The 18,827-nt window shown below is 40.2% G+C and carries 11 protein-coding genes and 1 tRNA gene; 6 read left to right on the top strand and 6 right to left on the bottom strand.

Annotated elements, in window-relative coordinates; translation table 11 throughout:
* Nucleotides 1-141: 141 nt before the first annotated feature.
* Together B3297_RS01685 and B3297_RS01680 are read right to left on the bottom strand one after the other, a co-directional pair.
* A tRNA-Ser gene (locus B3297_RS01685) sits at nucleotides 142-228 on the bottom strand.
* 127 nt (nucleotides 229-355) lie between these two features.
* On the bottom strand, nucleotides 356-2,473 hold the full coding sequence (locus B3297_RS01680) for an HD family phosphohydrolase (RefSeq protein ID WP_070561106.1): 2,118 nt from the start codon (nucleotides 2,471-2,473) through the stop codon (nucleotides 356-358).
* 151 nt (nucleotides 2,474-2,624) lie between these two features.
* Here B3297_RS01680 and rpe point away from each other — a divergent pair, with 151 nt between their 5' ends.
* The 4 genes from rpe (at nucleotide 2,625) to B3297_RS01660 (ending at nucleotide 9,872) form a co-directional block, all read left to right on the top strand.
* Entirely contained in the window at nucleotides 2,625-3,305 is a 681-nt protein-coding gene (gene rpe, locus B3297_RS01675; RefSeq protein WP_286778307.1) for a ribulose-phosphate 3-epimerase, read from the top strand.
* A 358-nt stretch (nucleotides 3,306-3,663) separates the two neighbouring features.
* A complete protein-coding gene (locus B3297_RS01670) occupies nucleotides 3,664-6,426 on the top strand; it encodes a bifunctional aconitate hydratase 2/2-methylisocitrate dehydratase (RefSeq protein WP_070561104.1) in 2,763 nt (920 codons plus the stop codon).
* Between the two features lie 49 nt (nucleotides 6,427-6,475).
* Nucleotides 6,476-8,740, top strand: coding sequence for an aconitate hydratase (locus B3297_RS01665; RefSeq protein WP_070561103.1), 2,265 nt, complete (start codon nucleotides 6,476-6,478; stop codon nucleotides 8,738-8,740).
* Between the two features lie 259 nt (nucleotides 8,741-8,999).
* The gene (locus B3297_RS01660) at nucleotides 9,000-9,872 is read left to right on the top strand and encodes a hypothetical protein (RefSeq protein WP_046672928.1); all 873 of its coding nucleotides are present in this window, start codon (nucleotides 9,000-9,002) and stop codon (nucleotides 9,870-9,872) included.
* Nucleotides 9,873-9,961: 89 nt separating this feature from the next.
* Here B3297_RS01660 and B3297_RS01655 read toward each other — a convergent pair whose 3' ends face one another.
* Entirely contained in the window at nucleotides 9,962-10,798 is an 837-nt protein-coding gene (locus B3297_RS01655; protein WP_112376373.1) for an MBL fold metallo-hydrolase, read from the bottom strand.
* Between the two features lie 281 nt (nucleotides 10,799-11,079).
* Here B3297_RS01655 and pckA point away from each other — a divergent pair, with 281 nt between their 5' ends.
* Nucleotides 11,080-12,699, top strand: a complete 1,620-nt coding sequence (pckA, locus tag B3297_RS01650) for a phosphoenolpyruvate carboxykinase (ATP) (RefSeq protein WP_070561208.1) — start codon at nucleotides 11,080-11,082, stop codon at nucleotides 12,697-12,699.
* An 84-nt stretch (nucleotides 12,700-12,783) separates the two neighbouring features.
* Here the strand turns inward: pckA and ppk2 are convergent, their stop codons facing one another.
* Nucleotides 12,784-13,593 (bottom strand): polyphosphate kinase 2, encoded by an 810-nt coding sequence (ppk2, locus tag B3297_RS01645; protein WP_046672869.1) that lies wholly within the window; start codon nucleotides 13,591-13,593, stop codon nucleotides 12,784-12,786.
* 569 nt (nucleotides 13,594-14,162) lie between these two features.
* On the opposite strand from ppk2, the gene B3297_RS01640 reads away from it, so the two are divergent.
* On the top strand, nucleotides 14,163-14,315 hold the full coding sequence (locus B3297_RS01640) for a hypothetical protein (RefSeq protein WP_286770847.1): 153 nt from the start codon (nucleotides 14,163-14,165) through the stop codon (nucleotides 14,313-14,315).
* Between the two features lie 151 nt (nucleotides 14,316-14,466).
* Here the strand turns inward: B3297_RS01640 and smc are convergent, their stop codons facing one another.
* Together smc and B3297_RS01630 are read right to left on the bottom strand one after the other, a co-directional pair.
* Entirely contained in the window at nucleotides 14,467-18,009 is a 3,543-nt protein-coding gene (gene smc, locus B3297_RS01635; protein WP_070561101.1) for a chromosome segregation protein SMC, read from the bottom strand.
* A gap of 69 nt (nucleotides 18,010-18,078) precedes the next feature.
* Entirely contained in the window at nucleotides 18,079-18,783 is a 705-nt protein-coding gene (locus B3297_RS01630) for a DsbA family oxidoreductase (protein WP_070561207.1), read from the bottom strand.
* Nucleotides 18,784-18,827: the final 44 nt, after the last annotated feature.

The raw sequence follows: 18,827 nt of genomic DNA, 5'->3' as shown, positions 1-18,827 counted from the left end.
CCCAAACTTTCGGTATGATCCCTGTCTTGTTCTCATGAACCGCTTTCTGCTGGATTTTAAACAAGGTGCTGTTTTTGGTGCTGCCTTGGCGCCAGAAACAAAAAAAGCGCTTTCTGATTTCTCTGAAAGCGCTGTTGTCTGCGGAAGAGGCGGGATTCGAACCCGCGGTACCGTTTCCAGTACGACAGTTTAGCAAACTGTTCCTTTCGGCCACTCAGGCACCCTTCCTCGTTTTGACATTGCAAACATAAGGCAATTATTTGATTCTGCAAAGTCTAAATAATAAAAAAAATGCAAAAAAAATGTAACGTTGCAATAAGCGTTTGAAATTCAATTTGTTGTTTGACAATTAAAATTACATTGTTTTTTTGCTTAAATCGTAATCTACCCGAACATGGTAGATACTTTTGAGCATTGCCTTAAAAATAACTGCCGATTCGGTGATATCTTTTAGCGTAATGTTACTATTATTGAACTGTCCTCGCATCAATTTATGTTCAATAATCTTATCGACAAGATTATTGATAGATTCTTCCGATGGTTCTTTTAACGCACGGGATGCGGCTTCGACCGAATCTGCCATCATGAGTACGGCTGTTTCCTTTGAAAAAGGAATAGGGCCGGGGTAGGTAAATAAAGACTCATCCACCAGTTTGTCGGGATTGTTCTTGACAAAAACGTTATAAAAATAGTCAACACGCGTCGTTCCGTGGTGTGTGCGGATAAAATCAAGGATCACGTCGGGCAATTGATGTTTTTTGGCAATATCGACCCCTTTGATGACATGTGATATAATAATCTGCGCACTTTGTTCCGGTGAAAGCTCGTCATGCGGATTTTTTTCTGTCTTCTGATTCTCGATGAAAAATTGAGGGTTTGTCAATTTTCCGATATCGTGGTATAGGGCTCCGGCGCGGACCAACAGTGGATTCCCGCCGATTTTGTAGATAGCGGCTTCCGCTAGATTAGCCACCTGTAGGGAGTGCTGAAAGGTTCCCGGAGCTTTAAAAGAAAGTTCCCGCAATAATTTGGAATTACTATTGGTAAGTTCCATGAGTGTGAGATCAGAGACAATGCCAAACAACTTTTCGAATGCATAGATCATCGGATAAGCCAATAAGGTGATCATGACGCTTACGAAAAAGGGAAGAAGGTCAGACCAGTAAATGGTGTCTATTGATCCGTTTCTGGTGACGACCAAGCCGATATAAGCAATCCAATAGGTGCCGAGGATGATAGCCGAGGAAATGAACAGCTGCTCCCGTTTGACCAATGTTTTAATACTATAGATCGCAACGATGCCCGCCATAAATTGCAGGAAGACAAACTCAAAACTATTTGGTACAAAAAGACCCGCCAGCAGCACCATCAACAGATGGATATTTAGCGCCACACGCGTATCAAATAGAATACGAATAATAATGGGGACGGCACAAAACGGCATATAATAGAGATTCGGTATCTTGATTTTAATGGCCCAGGATAGGACGCCGAGCATACCTATAATGACAATCATGATAATGACCAGCAATCTGTTGTTGAAATAGATGTCCTTGCGGAAAAGAAAAAGGAAAACCATTAGAATTGAAAGGGCGAGCGAGATGATTAGAAATTGCCCTAATGTCACATAATTTTGATTACCACTGATCTTGCCTTCATCTTCGTATACCTTCCGGAGCGATTCGAGTTTCTGGTAAGTTTCATTGGAAATTATTTTTTCTTTTTCGGCGATCAGTTCGCCTTTTTGGACTACACCCCGTGTCGCTGAAATATTAGCAATGGCATTCTGTTCCAAGGCCTCCGTCTGCTGGTCGTTATAACTATAGTTAATGGTAATATAGTTTTTTAAAGTCTCCTCGAGCCAGCTCTTTTGTTTTATTTTGGTCAATTTGGGCATGATCTCATCCATATACCCATAAGAGCTTTCGATGGTGTAACAGTCAGCCGTGTTTTTTTGACTGGCAACTTTGTCCTGGATCAGTGTGAAATTGTAATGCTTGGAAGCTGGAGATTTGTCATTGCTGCGGTTCTGAAACCGATTGTTCAATGAAAGGATGCCTTTGCCATAGAGATGGCTTAAGATGGCATTGCCGGCATTTCTATAATCCGCAATATTCTCATGTGTTGTATCCAGCTTGCTGCTTTGCCATTTTTCGGCCAGATCGGTATTGAACTGATCAATTTGCTCTTTGCTTGTCGTCGTATTGGCATTATAAATCGGTTGAATCGTGTTCAAGATACTTTTCTTGTCCGCATTCAATTCTTCCTGCGTTTTTAATATGGCAAAATTATAAGGTGATATCAGATTCTCATGATTCCATACTTTTCCCTTTTGGAATTCATAGCGAAAACGAGGCTGTTTGGGAAGGAATATACAGATCAGAATAATAGTGATAAGTATTAATCCAATTTTTCGGACGAGGTTCTCCGTTGTATTTAATTCTCTTTTGTACTTTATTTTTAGTCTTCCCACTGTGAGCTATATTTTTAATATAATGTTAATATACAAATGTAGTTATAATTTATTTTCTGCAGCTTCTGCCAATTGTCGTTTGTAGGTATTAAATCGGGTAAATGCTGTGATGAACAAAAAATACTTGTTATCTTTGCAAAAAAAATACAACATGTCAACAAAATCACATCTAATTGCACCATCCGTTCTTGCTGCAGACTTTGCAAAATTATACGATGATATTATCATGGTAAACAACAGTGAGGCAGATTGGTTTCATATTGATATTATGGACGGGGTTTTCGTTCCAAATATCTCTTTTGGATTTCCAGTTATGCAGGCTATTGCAAAACATGCTGCTAAACCTTTGGATGTACATTTGATGATTGTTGACCCCGATCGTTATCTGCAAGTATGTAAAGATTCGGGTGCTGAGATCATTACAGTGCATTACGAAGCATGTACACATTTGCATCGTACAATAGCTGCTATAAAAGAATTGGGATGTAAAGCTGGTGTCGCATTGAATCCACATACACCGGTTGCTCTATTAAAAGATGTTCTTGCAGATTTAGACTTGGTGTGTATTATGTCTGTTAATCCAGGGTTCGGTGGTCAGAAATTTATTCCGAATACCTACGCCAAGGTGCAGGAACTAAGGACGATGGCACAAGGCGTGAATGATGGACTGCTGATTGAAATCGATGGGGGAGTAACGACTGCGAATGCAGCACAGTTATTGAAAGCGGGAGCAGATGTTTTGGTGGCAGGTTCATTTGTCTTCAACGCGACAGATCCTTTGGAAACTGTGAAAGCATTAAAAAACATTGATATAACTGTAGAAAGTATATAAAAGGAAAAGGTGATTTGATAATATAAATCACCTTTTTTTTTGAAAGAAATAAATGCAAAATAGTGGATTGCAAAGAAAGATAGCGGGATTGCATAAGTTCTGTTTAGAACAATTCCAAATTGATTTAAATAAATGGAATGCATGCGTTTAAAGTTGGATTTTCACTATTTTTGTAATTAGTCATACAAGTTGATTTACGACAAATGAATCAACTTCAAAACATGAAGTGGAAGGGTTAATTTGTGATTTGTTAGGGGGACCCGATAGATGGCGTATTAGCTTAATTATATAACAGACATGGTGGCGTAGAAAGATAATGTGTTTTTATGCTGCCCATAAAATAGAAAGATAGATATCTATGAGTATTTACAACGATTACGTACAAGAGGTTGTAGAACGAGAAGGCCAAGGATTACATCCTAAGCCTATTGATGGAGCAGAATTACTAAGTGAGGTAATTGCTCAGATTAAAGATTTAAACAATGAAAATAGAGCTGAATCTTTAAGATTGTTTATTTACAACACGTTGCCGGGTACTACGCCTGCAGCGGGTGTTAAAGCACAATTTCTGAAGGAAATTATTTTGGGTCAATCAGTTGTTGCTGAAATTACACCTGATTTTGCTTTTGAATTGTTGTCACATATGAAGGGTGGTCCTTCGATCAGGGTCTTATTGGACCTGGCTTTGGGCACAGACCTAGCTATTGCAAAACAGGCGGCTGAGGTTCTTAAAACACAAGTTTTCTTATACGACGCAGATACTGCTCGTTTGAAAGAAGCTTTTGAGCAAGGCAATGAAGTTGCGAAAGATATTTTAGAAAGCTATGCAAAAGCAGAGTTTTTTACGAAACTGCCTGAGGTTGCTGAGGAAATTCAAGTGGTTACTTTTATCGCTGGTGAAGGTGATATCTCGACAGATTTATTGTCGCCAGGTAACCAGGCACACTCGCGTTCAGATCGTGAATTACATGGAAAATGTATGATCACACCTGAAGCACAGCAACAGATCGTTGAATTACAGGCGCAACACCCTGGTAAAAGCGTTATGTTAATCGCTGAGAAAGGAACAATGGGAGTGGGGTCATCTCGTATGTCGGGTGTAAACAACGTTGCACTATGGACCGGTAAACAAGCGAGCCCTTACGTTCCTTTTGTCAACATTGCACCAATTGTTGGTGGTACGAATGGTATCTCACCAATTTTCTTGACAACAGTGGACGTGACCGGAGGTATCGGTATAGACCTTAAAAACTGGGTGAAGAAAGTGGATGAAAATGGTAACGTAATCCGTAATGAGAAAAACGAGCCAATTCTTGAAGAAGCTTATTCTGTTGCTACAGGTACTGTCTTAACAATTAATACCAAGACTAAAAAATTATATAACGGCGAGCAGGAGCTAATCGATATTTCGAAAGCTTTGACTCCTCAAAAAATGGAATTTATTAAAGCAGGTGGTTCTTATGCTATTGTCTTTGGTAAAAAGATCCAAACTTTTGCAGCGGAAACTTTAGGTATTCAAGCGCCAGCAGTATTTGCCCCTTCAAAAGAAATTACAATTGAAGGCCAGGGTCTAACGGCAGTGGAGAAAATCTTCAATAAAAATGCGGTAGGTGTAACGCCAGGTAAGGTATTACATGCTGGTTCTGACGTGCGTGTGAAGGTGAATATCGTTGGCTCGCAAGATACGACAGGTTTGATGACTGCGCAGGAATTAGAAGCGATGGCTGCTACAGTAATTTCGCCTACAGTAGATGGGGCTTATCAATCAGGTTGTCATACTGCATCGGTATGGGATAAAAAAGCACAAGCCAATATTCCTAAATTGATGAAATTTATGAATGATTTTGGATTGATCACTGCACGCGACCCTCAAGGGGTGTACCATTCGATGACAGACGTTATTCATAAGGTATTAAATGATATTACCATCGATGAGTGGGCAATCATTATCGGAGGTGATTCACATACCCGTATGTCTAAAGGTGTTGCTTTTGGTGCTGACTCCGGTACCGTGGCGCTAGCTTTAGCGACAGGTGAAGCTTCTATGCCAATTCCTGAATCGGTCAAAGTTACGTTTAAAGGCAGTATGAAAGAACACATGGATTTCCGTGATGTGGTTCATGCGACACAAGCGCAGATGTTGCAACAGTTTGCCGGTGAAAATGTGTTCCAAGGTCGAATTATTGAGGTTCATATCGGTACGCTTTTAGCGGATCAGGCATTTACTTTTACAGACTGGACTGCAGAAATGAAAGCGAAAGCTTCTATTTGTATTTCACAGGATAATACGCTGATCGAATCATTGGAAATCGCTAAAAACCGTATCCAGATTATGATCGATAAAGGCATGGAAAACAAAAACAATGTTTTGCAGGGCTTAATTGACAAAGCGAACAAACGTATTGAGGAAATTAAATCTGGTGCTAAGCCTGCTTTAACTCCAGACACCAATGCGAAGTATTACGCTGAAGTTGTTATTGATCTGGATATTATCGAAGAACCGATGATCGCCGACCCGGATGTGAATAATGCAGATGTTTCGAAACGTTATACACACGATACAATTCGCGATCTTTCTTACTATGGTGGAAACAAAAAGGTGGATTTAGGTTTCGTCGGTTCTTGTATGGTTCACAAAGACGATTTGAAGATCGTATCGAAGATGTTGAAAAACATTGAACAGCAAAAAGGTGTTGTTACGTTTGAAGCGCCTTTGGTCGTTGCAGCGCCAACATACAATATCATTGATGAGCTAAAAGCGGAAGGCGATTGGGAATTCTTACAAAAGTACTCTGGATTTGAATTTAGCGATGCTTTACCAAAAAGTACTGCGCGTACTGAATACGAGAATATTATGTATTTGGAGCGTCCTGGTTGTAACCTTTGTATGGGTAACCAGGAGAAAGCAGCTAAAGGTGACACGGTAATGGCTACGTCAACCCGTTTATTCCAAGGACGTGTCGTTGAAGACAGAGATGGTAAAAAAGGGGAGTCATTATTAGCATCAACTCCGGTTGTTGTTCTTTCAGCGATTTTGGGCCGGATTCCGAATATTGAAGAATATAAAGCTGCTGTGGAAGGCATTAACTTAACGAAGTTTGCGCCTATTCCAACAAAATAATTAGTGATAGGGTTTAGTAACTTAATTAAACAACATAAATTAGAGAGATATGGCTTTTGATATAGATATGATTAAAAAGGTCTATAGCCAATATGATGAGCGCATTTCTGCTGCTCGTCAGGTGGTTAACAAACCTTTGACTTTATCTGAGAAAATTTTGTATGCCCACCTTTGGGATGGCAATGCTACTGAGGATTACAAACGTGGCGTTTCTTACGTTGATTTTGCTCCAGATCGCGTTGCTATGCAGGATGCAACTGCACAGATGGCATTATTGCAATTTATGCAAGCTGGGCGTCCAAAGGTAGCGGTTCCTTCTACTGTACACTGTGATCACCTGATTCAGGCGAAAGAGGGTGCGGATAAAGATTTGGCTCGTGCTAAAAGCGAAAGTTCTGAAGTATTCAACTTTTTGAGTTCTGTATCCAATAAATATGGTATCGGTTTTTGGAAACCCGGAGCTGGTATTATTCACCAAGTCGTTTTGGAAAACTATGCGTTTCCAGGCGGTATGATGATCGGTACAGACTCGCATACGGTGAATGCCGGTGGTTTAGGTATGGTTGCGATCGGTGTGGGTGGTGCTGATGCGTGTGATGTGATGGCAGGTTTACCTTGGGAACTTAAATTCCCGAAACTGATCGGTGTAAAATTAACGGGTAAGTTGAGTGGATGGGCGGCAGCAAAAGATGTGATCCTCAAAGTCGCGGGTATTTTGACTGTAAAGGGTGGAACTGGTGCCATTGTCGAGTATTTTGGCGAAGGTGCGGAGTCGCTATCGTGTACAGGTAAGGGAACCATCTGTAACATGGGTGCTGAAATTGGTGCAACAACCTCAACTTTCGGTTATGACGAATCGATGGAACGTTATCTGCGCGCTACGGGTCGTGCCGAAGTAGCTGATGCGGCCAATGCTATAAAACAGCATTTGACTGCGGATGCTGAGGTCTATGCTGACCCAGAACAATATTTTGATCAGTTAATTGAAATCAATCTGTCTGAATTAGAGCCTTCTCTAAACGGTCCTTTTACGCCAGATTTGTATACTCCGGTTTCACGCATGCGTGAAGAAGCAACGAAAAATGGCTGGCCTCTGCAAGTTGAATGGGGATTGATCGGTTCATGTACAAACTCTTCCTATGAAGACTTGTCACGTGCGGCTTCTATTGCAAGACAGGCTGTTGATAAAGGGCTTATCACAAAAGCTGAATTCGGTATTAATCCAGGGTCAGAGCAAGTGCGTTTTACGGCTGATCGCGATGGTTTGCTGAAAACTTTTGAAGATCTCAATGCGACAATTTTTACAAATGCATGTGGTCCATGTATCGGTATGTGGGATCGTGTAGGGGCCGATAAACAAGAGAAAAATACAATCGTTCATTCTTTCAATCGTAACTTTGCAAAACGTGCAGATGGTAATCCAAATACCTATGCATTTGTTGCATCGCCAGAATTGGTAGCTGCAATTGCAATTTCTGGTGATTTGGGTTTCAATCCGGTAACTGATACCTTGATAAACAACAAGGGTGAACAAGTGAAGCTGGATCCACCTGTGGGGGATGAGTTGCCAACAAAGGGATTTGCGGTAGATGACCCAGGGTACCAAGCGCCAGCTGCTGATGGTAGTTCGGTGGTGGTTGATGTAGCACCTACTTCTGATCGTCTTCAATTGTTGGAGCCTTTTGCTCCATGGGAAGGTACAGATTTGAAAGGGTTGAAACTATTGATTAAGGCGAAAGGTAAATGTACTACTGACCATATTTCTATGGCTGGTCCTTGGTTGAAATACCGTGGTCACTTGGATAATATCTCAAATAACATGTTGATTGGCGCCTTGAATTTCTTCAATGAGAAGACTGATAGCGTTAAAAATCAACTTACAGGCGAATATGGTCCTGTTCCTGCAACACAGCGGGACTATAAAGCACACGGTATTGGTTCAATTGTGGTCGGTGATGAAAACTACGGTGAAGGTTCTTCCCGCGAGCATGCTGCGATGGAACCTCGTCATTTAGGTGTTCGTGCTGTTTTAGTTAAGTCTTTTGCCCGTATTCACGAAACAAACCTGAAAAAACAAGGTATGTTGGGATTAACGTTTGCAAATAAAGACGATTATAACAAGATTCAGGAGAATGATACCATTGATATTATCGGTCTGACAGAATTTGCTCCAGGTAAACCATTAACGCTTGTGTTACATCATGCTGATGGTACTTCGGAAGAGATTTTGGCGAATCATACCTACAATGCGCAACAAATCGAGTGGTTTAAAGCCGGTGGAGCTTTGAATATCATCCGCAAAAATCAAGGATAATAATTCTTTAGAAATAAAATGAAAAGCTGCTTTCCTGGAAATGGGAAGCAGCTTTTTTTTGAAAGTGTCTGATGTTATTCGACAGAAAGAACTTGCTAGTTTGCTTTAACTGCTCTCGGTGCTTGAGAAGTCAAGAAGGTTTGTTTTTTAAATCGAATGACATTTCTGTGATCTTCGTCATATTTTACCAATTTCCACTGTTTTTATTTGCTTATAAAATAGAATGCCGGTACTTTTGCCCAACGTTTTTAGCACCGATATGAGAAAAATATTTTTAACGATTGGAGCACTTGCACTAAGTGTTTCTGCCTTATTTGCCCAAGAAAATCCTGAGATAGGAAAAAGCATTTTCAAACCGAAAAATTTGAGAACAGAGAGTAACAAGGGCAAATTCTTCTTCTTTTGGGGGTACAACTTCTCTTCTTACGCGAAATCAGATATTCATTTTACGGGACCTAATTATGATTTTATTCTGCATGATGTAAAAGCGGGTGACAGGCCAACTAAATTTGGTTCAACGTATTTTGATCCAAGCAGACTGACTATTCCGCAATTTAATCTGCACTTTGGTTATTATATCAAGGATAATTATTCCATTTCATTGGGATGGGACCATATGAAATATGTGGTCGATATTCCGCAACAGGTGAAAATTTCGGGTTTTATCGGTGAAGAGATTTCTAACCCTGGTATTCCGACAGGAAATCGCGCTGGTCAATATAACGGTGAATTGATTACTGTAGACTCCGCCATGCTGACATTTGAACACACCGATGGCTATAACTTTGCCTCAGTAGGGCTAGAGCGTTATGACGACATCATCAATAACCGCAAGGGTCAACAGGTATTGACGATGGAATCGGGTGTGGATGTAGGCTTATTGATTCCTCGTTCCGACGTACATCTTTTTGGTGAAGGAGCCAACCATTTTTGGAACATTGCAGGGTATGGCGCTTCGGCAAAAGTTGGTTTGCACTACCGTTTTTATAAAGGACTCTATCTTCAGGGGAATTTCAAAACGGGCTGGACTGATTTAACAAACATTCGTACAACTGGAAGAAGAGGCGTAGATAAAGCCTCTCAACAAATATGGTTTTTTGAAAATTACTGGGCTTTGGGCTTTAGGTTTTAAAATATATTCGATACAAAAAAGGCTACTTTAAAGTAGCCTTTTTTGTATATTCTTTTTATATCCTATTTCATCTTCTATAAACGTCTCAGCTAAATGTCGCTCAGTTTGAAAATATCCTTTACCCGAATACCTTTTTCAGTACGCTGAAGTGTACAGCATTCATGTATCGGATCGTGTTCGAAAAATAAGATGTATTCATTATCGACGATCTCATTCCAATAGCTGTTGCGTTCCTCCATGGTCACGAGAGGTCTAACATCATAGCTCATAACATAAGGAATGGGGATATGTCCCACCGATGGCAATAGATCCGCCATATAGAGGATCGTTTTGCCTTTATACAGTATCTGAGGCAGCATCATCGCTTCTGTATGACCGTGTGCATAACGGATAGCAATATTGCTTCCGAAAGGATTTTGGTGATCTTCGACAAATTTTAATTGCCCACTCTCTTGTATTGGTAAAATGTTCTCTTTTAAGAAAGAAGCTTTTTCGCGTGGATTAGGATCGGTAGCCCAAGACCAATGGTCGCTATTGCTCCAAAAATGAGCATTTTTAAAAGCCGGAACGAGTTGTTCACCTTGGCGGGCGATAGCGCCACCACAATGATCGAAATGCAGGTGTGTAAGGATGACATCGGTGATATCACTTCTGTCAAACCCACTATTTTTTAATGATTTATCCAGCGTTGCATCGCCATGAAGATAATAATAGCTGAAGAATTTTTCATTTTGTTTGTCTCCCAATCCTGTATCGACCAGCATTAAACGATTACTGTCCTCGATGAGGAGCAGGCGGTTTCCCCAGGTACACATATTGTTTGAGTCGGCCGGGTTTGTTTTGTTCCAGATACTCTTGGGGACAACGCCAAACATTGCACCGCCATCAAGTTTGAAAAATCCCGTTTCTATGGCATGTAATTTCATTCGCAGATGATATGTCTTTTAATGATCTGTTTTTACCTTATTAATATTTGTAAAGCTTGGAACAATTTACGAAAAATATGTGATATTTTTTGATGGTGATAAATTGATGTGCTAAAAAAATATGCTAAAAAGTTTAATTTTTTTTACCTCTATAAGTTGCTGTTAATGAGTTTTTTGTTTTTGTGTTTTTTGTACAATAAGCTTGATTTTTAGGTAATTAAGTTTTGTTTTTAGCGAAAAATGCCTTTAAATTTGGGCACATTTTAAAACAAACAAAAAATATGAAAAAGGGTAACATTGGAAACGCGCCTGATTTGAAATATTTAAAAATTGATAGTACAAAAAATGTATTTTATCAATTGCCTGTTTCTGAATTGGTCGAACATGCCTTAGCAAATCACGAAGGTCGACTTTCTGATACGGGAGCGCTAGCTGCTGATACAGGGAAATTTACTGGAAGGTCGCCAAAAGATCGGTTTCTGGTCGAAGATTCTTTAACTAAAGATAGCGTTTGGTGGGGAGAGATCAATCAACGAATGTCTCCGGCTAATTTCGAAGCACTACTCTCGAAAGTAGCGGCTCACTTAAGTGATCAAATCATCTATGTAAGAGATTGTGCTGCAGGGGCTGATCCAGCTTATCAAATAGATTTACGTGTTGTTACGGAAACAGCTTATCAAAGTATATTTGCCAATAACCTGTTTCTACGGCCGGAGCCAAATCCAGATGCCCAGCCAGCCTGGTCGATTTTAGCCGCTCCGACGCTGCTTATCGATGAGCCGCATCAATATGGCATTATCAACGAAAATTTTGTCGCGATTGACTTTACAAAAAAGATAGTACTGATTGCAGGGACCGGTTACACGGGGGAGATTAAAAAGAGCATTTTTTCAATATTGAACTTTATTTTGCCATTCCAGCATAATGTGCTTTCTATGCACTGCTCGGCGAACACTTCGAAGGAAGGGGAGACAGCGTTATTTTTCGGACTTTCAGGTACAGGGAAAACGACCCTGTCGGCTGATAGAAACAGAAAGTTGATTGGTGATGATGAGCATGGATGGAGCGAAAGGGGAATATTCAATTTCGAAGGCGGCTGCTACGCCAAATGTGTAGGGTTGTCAGAAGACAAAGAACCTGAGATCTTTCACGCAATTCGTTTTGGGGCTCTCCTTGAAAATGTTGTGTTGGATGAATTTGATCGACCTGATTATAACGATATTAGCAAGACAGAGAATACGAGGGTATCCTATCCCATCGATTTTATGGAAAATGCCGAAATAAATGGAATTGGCAATGAACCAGAAAATATTTTTTTCCTTACAGCAGATGCTTTTGGTGTACTTCCTCCCATTTCATTGTTGACCACCGATCAGGCGGTATATCATTTTGTCAGTGGTTATACAGCAAAGGTTGCCGGTACAGAGGTCGGGATAAAGGAGCCTACAGCAGCATTTTCAACCTGTTTTGGACAGGCATTTTTACCGCTCCATCCTTCAAAATATGCGGCCTTGCTGCGTTCGAAACTAGAGCAAAATCGTAACATCAAAGTTTGGCTAGTGAATACAGGCTGGATTGCTGGTCCTTACGGAATAGGTAGACGTATTAAGCTGAATTATACACGATCGCTAATTCGCGCGGCCATGGACGGTTCACTACTGGAATCTCAGTTTAATAAGCATGATATTTTTGGATTGGAATATCCAACGAGCTGTGGAGAGCATGTTCCTGCACAAATTTTAGATGCACGCGGTTTATGGAACAATGATGAGGCTTATGACATGCAAGCAAAACGCTTGGCGAAGCTGTTCATTTCGAATTTTGAAAAATTCAATAATGAAATGCCGGACTCCGTGCTGGCCGCAGGACCTAAAATCGAAACTACGATACTTGTATCTTAATTCGTTTTAATATTATAAAAAAACAGGAGGAAATACTTTTCCTCCTGTTTTTTTATAATGATACCTTACCAGACCGACAGTCATTTAGTCGTGTTTTGTAACGAAAGAATCTATTTTTTCCTGCTCACTTCCAACAAGCGCATTGATAATCAGTTTGAAGGACGCTAAGCGGGCCTTTTTCTTGTTATCTTTGGTAATTTCTAACCAAGGCGATTTTTTGGTGCTTGTCTTTTTAAATAAATCTTCAATATAACCCGTATAAACATCCCATTTCTCCTGCGCCTGCTCGTCCAGCACACCGATTTTCCATTGTTTTAGGATATCTTCTTTTCGCTCTTTTAATCTTTCGGCCTGCTCTTCTTTGCTGATATTCAGGAATAATTTGATAAGGATGATGCCATCGTCGATTAACTGCTTCTCAAATTCAGGAACTTGGTTCATAAACAGCTCGTGCTGTTCCTTGGTGCAAAATCCAAATACTGGTTCAACAACAGCTCTGTTATACCAGCTGCGGTCGAAAATCACAATTTCCCCAGCATTGGGGAGCTGTTTGATATATCGTTGAAAATACCATTGTCCAGCTTCCTCCTCGGTTGGTTTAGGCAATGCAACAACGCGCACCTTTTTGGGATTCAGGTATTGGGTTACACGGCCAATTGTACCGCCTTTACCCGCAGCGTCCCTGCCTTCAAAAATAATCAGTACTCGTTTTCCTTTTTCAATGATTTCATATTGAAGTTTTAAGAGCTTGACTTGGAGCTCGTAAAGCTCCTTTTCATAATCGTAAACATCATTGAATTTTTTTATCTCCAGAATGCCATGCTGTTCCAGATAGTTTAAAACATCTTTGTTTTCGTAGATCTTCTGAAGTTCATTTAAATCGTATTCTGCCATATGCTATTGATTTATACGTTCGTTTTCCTAAAGTTACTTATTGAATTGTTAAAAAACGTCAAATTTCATATAATTCCGAATGGGATGTGTAATAATAAGCTCTTCACTTACGTTTAGAATTCTAAACAGCAAAAAAGGCTGTTTGCATAAATAAGACTTTTCATAAATTTAGGTTAATAATTGGTTAGGTTAGCTCGGAGTTCCCCACTTCGAGCTTTTTTGTCGGATGGGGGATCGCTTCAAGAGTACGAAAAAATACGATTCTGTTCCCGCTTAATTGAGCTGATCCTCCGTTTATTCTAAATGTTAAAAAATGTTAAATGGCATCTATTCTTATAATGAATTCAAAAATGCGACGTTTTCATTACAAATACTTTTCATAAAATAGGTTAATATATGGCTAACGAAAGCTCAGAGTTCCCCACTCTGGGCTTTTTATTTTTCAGGTCCCATTTTCGACTTAAAGGCTTTTTTTGACTTAAGTCAATGTTAGCTTTTTGATCCGTAGCATATTTGTACTCGAAATATAGTTGTGTGGGGGGGGCAGTCATAAAAAAGTTGCATTACAGATGCGTGGTACAGCACTTGGAGCTTGTGTTGCATTGGTGGATTTGCCTCTACGAATGGCAGGGGCATTGGCGGGATTAGTAGCGGGCCCGTTTGGTTATCAGTCGGTTTATTTATTGGGGGAATCAGCTGTCTGCTCGCTATCCTTATATTGATCTGCGACATGAAATAAGCTCAGAGCAATTCACTGTTTGTTGCAGTAAAGAGTCTCATTAAAGTCGGGCGGAACTTAAATCGATATATATAAAATAAGACGGACCAGATGTACATCCGGTCCGCCTTATTTATTGTGTATTTTGCTGCGCTCTAGGCAACTTCTCTTAGATCTACTGCTACTACACGGGATACACCTTGTTCCACCATGGTTACTCCATAGATGATGTCTGTACTTGCAATCGTTTTCTTATTGTGTGAGACTACGATAAATTGTGAATTTTTCGAAAAATCCCGGATAATATTGTTGAACTTATCAATATTCGTATCATCTAAAGGAGCGTCCACCTCATCGAAGATACAAAATGGTGCCGGTTTAGAAAGATAGAGTGAGAATAAGAGAGCTGTTGAAGTCAAGGTCTTTTCACCACCCGAAAGCTGATTGATAGACAGCGGCCTTTTCCCTTTGGGTCTTGCAATAATGTCGATATCTGAATCCAACGGATTGCTCGGGTCTGTGAGTACCAGGTCACAGCTGTCTTCTTCGTTAAATAGCGAACGGAATACTTTAACGAAGTTATTCCTCACGGCATCAAATGTAAACATAAACTGAACCTGAGCGGTATCGTCAATTTCTTTTATTGTTGCCATCAAGGATCCTTTTGCTTCAATTAAATCAGCTTTCTCTTTGTTAATGAAATCATAGCGTTCGTTCATCTCGTCGAAAGCCTCTTTTGCCATCAGATTGATCGTTCCAAATTCATCAAGCTGTTTCTTGAGTTTGCTACATTTGGTTGCCAATGTCGCTTGATCTTCTGTGATCTCAGGCGCATCTTCACGGTCAATTAGATCTTTCAATTCAATGTTGAATTCAACGGAAAGGCGTTCTTTTAAGGCATTGAGGTCGATCTGCAGACCTGTTTTTTTATCTTTGATCTCTGAAATAAGAAAGTCACTCTGCTCTTTTGAACGACGCTGCTGTGTCAGGGCGTCTTCGAGATTATTGATTTTCTGCTTATCTGCATAGTAGTTGTCTTCCAATTCTTTAAGACCATCTTCTAAAGCAATCTTCTGCTCATACATGGCAATAAGATCCCGATCTTCTTCATCTTCAAATGGAATGGTTGTTCTTAACGCTTCTTGCACTTCAACTAATTCTGCACTGTTTCGCTCCAGACGGAGTTCGTGGTCATCCTTCTGCGTCTCTCTAAATTCGAGATCTTTCGTGATATTGGAAACTTTGTTTAACTGTTGATGATAAGCGATATTCTCTTGATTGTATGCGGTCGATTTTTCGTTAAGTATTTCAGCTATTTCATGGAACTGGTCCTGTAAAGTCGATAATTCGGCGATACTCTGTTCTTTTTCCTGGCGCAGCTCCTGAAGCTGTGGCTCGGCAATCCTTAAATCTGATTCTATACTTTCAATTTTCTCCTGAATATCTTTTTTACGGGCCTGGGAGTTATTGATGAAGGCTTGATATTGCTCTTGCTTTGTTTTGACAGTAATTAATTCATTATTCAGTCTATTGAGCTGAAAACGAAGCTCATCGATTAACTCTTTCTGCGAATTGCCGCGTAGTACATCCAAGCGAGCTGTTTCGGCGGTTATTTTATCTTCAAGTTTTGCTATTTCCTGATTTAAGGTTTTGATCTCTTGGGATAACACTTCGAGGTTTTTCGCTCTTCCGATACGTTTGCCCTCAAATAATCCCACGGAACCACCAGAAAGACCCAAATGATGTTTCGAATAACGTCCATTTTTTTGCAGAATCACCTGTCCCAGAGCAGGTAGCTTTTCATCCAGTTCTTTTTCATTGTCATGTTTAAGAATAAAGACCTGCTGGAGCAGCATCGTACATAAAGCCTTGTACTTTTCGTCTACTGTAATCACATCCAACGCAGACATCAAATTGTCATTTGGTGCAGGGGCAGCGCTTGGCGAGTGTGTTATGGCATCTAAAACAAAGAAATTAGCTCTTCCTTTTGCGGCATCGCTCAATAGCTGAATTGCTTGAACAGCATCTTGTTGTGTTTCGACAACATAGTGATTCATTATAGGCTCTAGATAGTTCTCAATAGCCACGCGATAATCTTCCTGACAGAAAAGGACATCTGATAGGAGCGGAGGTTGCTTTTTCCATCCTGCATTTTTCTTGAGGAACCGAATGGAATCGGGGAAACCTTCTAAATTATCAACAAGAGATTTCGTGAGGTTGTATTCGTTTTGTTTGGCATCTACCAGACGGAGGTCTTTGGCAAGCTGGGCCTTAAGTTCTTCTAGGTTTGCCTGGCACTGACTGATCTGTCCTTGGAGCTCTTCTTCCAGCTGGTTTGCTGAGTCATACTGTAACTGCTGTGCTTCCACACGGCCTTCCAGTTCAGTAACAGCAGAATTAAACTGCTGCAATTCGGCTTCTTTTGCTTCTGTATCTACACTATTGCGAACAGATTCTTGGAGGAGGGCTTCTTTCTGAATGGTAAATACGGCAAGATCTTTTTCTAATTTGTAGATTTTTGCCTGTAATTCAGCATTACTCTTATTAAAAAGATCAAGCTTTCCCTTTGCCGATTGTTGCTGTCCCCTCAGTTCGTCGACTTCGGATTTATCCGATTCAAGATTCGTTTTTAACGAATCGAGTTTATTTTGTTCATCAAACAATTCTTCATTCAGTCGTTTGATGGTGTAGAGTACATGATTAAGCTGTTGTTTATCACTGTTGATATCGAGGTTCAACCGGTTCTCTTTATCTTGAAGATTTTTGACCTTTTCGTTTTTGATCTTCTTTTCCGATTCATGACCTCGGATTTTATTGACAAATTCCTGCGTTGTTTTTTGCTGTACCGAAAGGTTTTTTTCTTGTTCCAAATTTGTCTGGCGGAGTGATTGGAGTTCCGTTTCCGCATTCAGAATATTTTGATGTGCATTGGCAGCATCTTTCTGAACCTTGGATTCTTGTGTTTGAAGTCTTTCCAATTCAGTCGAGAAATCTGCTATTTTATAATAAGCCAAATCTATACTGCTTTGGCGGTATTCTGCTTTAAGTGAGGTATATTTTTCAGCTTTTTTAGCTTGATTTTCTAATGATTTGAGGTTCTTTGTGATTTCGTAAAGCAAGTCATCTACACGGCTAAGATCGGCCTCAGTATCTCTCAGCTTTGCCAAAGTCTGTTTTTTACGAACTTTATACTTAGAGATTCCAGATGCTTCTTCGAAGAGGTTGCGACGTGAATTATCTTTATTATTGATAATTTCATCAATCATTTTCAATTCGATGATCGAATAGCTGTCCGCACCAACTCCGGTATCCAGGAACAGATCTGTGATATCTTTTAAACGACATTTGACATCATTCAATCGATATTCACTATCGCCGTTGCGAAACAGCTTCCGCGTGACGGTTACTGTCGAGAATTCCGTTGGCAAAATATTATTGTTGTTGTTGAAGGTCAGCGAGACCTCTGCAAGGTTTGCCGGTTTTCTATTTTTCGTTCCATTGAAGATAATATTTTCCATCTTATCGGAGCGAAGCATCTTTGTACTCTGCTCTCCCAGCACCCAGCGTATGGCGTCGACCACATTGGACTTCCCACATCCATTGGGGCCAACAATCGCTGTGACACCATCATTGAAGTTGATCGTGATCTTGTCTCCGAAACTTTTAAATCCTTTAATTTCTAGTTTGGTTAACTGCATTTATACCAAATTTGTTTGTCGTTATAAGCTTGCGAAAATAGTAAAATTAAACAATAATTTTTCCTTTCTTTATTCACATTTTCCTGTTTCAGGATCACATGAAGGGCCTTCTTCGCCTCTGCGTTCAAGCGGTGTTGGCTGACTGGCCAAGCATTCATTTATGGTGTTGTGAAAGACTTCCATGGGCTGTGCTCCGGGGATAGCATATTTTCTGTCAAATACAAAGAAAGGGACACCTCGGAGTCCTAAGCTGACACCTTCTTGAATATCCTGTGCAACATCATAAGCATATTCATCAGATTCCAATAAGTTTTTTACCTCCTGAGCGGAAAGATGCTCTTGCGCAGCAATCGTGCTGAGCACCTCGTTGTTATTTACATCAAGACCATCCGTAAAATGAGCTTTAAATAAGGCTTTCTTGATCTGAGTGTCTTTTTGTTGCGCTTGGGCAAAATGTATCAGACGATGTGCTTTTTTTGTATTTACAACGATTGCTTTTTCAAAGTTCAGATCAATACCCAGCTCTTTTCCTTGTGCACTGAGCTGTGAGGTCATCGCAACGACATCGTCCATACTCATGCCTTTCGTTTGAACGAGGTAATCGTAGGTTGGCATTGCTGGAGCATCTTCGGGATAATCAGGGTTAAGCTGATACGATTTCCAGATGATTTTAGCGGATGGCTTACTTGTGGACTCCTGAAGAGCTAGTTCAAGCTTTGTCAGACCAATATAACAAAAAGGACAAATGATGTCCGACCAAATTTCTATTTTCATATTTCTTTTTTTACTGCGTATATTGTAATCAAAAATACATATAA

Source organism: Sphingobacterium sp. UBA3519 (genome assembly GCF_002377215.1).
GTDB lineage: Bacteria > Bacteroidota > Bacteroidia > Sphingobacteriales > Sphingobacteriaceae > Sphingobacterium > Sphingobacterium multivorum.
This window is presented reverse-complemented; position numbering and strand designations above follow the sequence as displayed.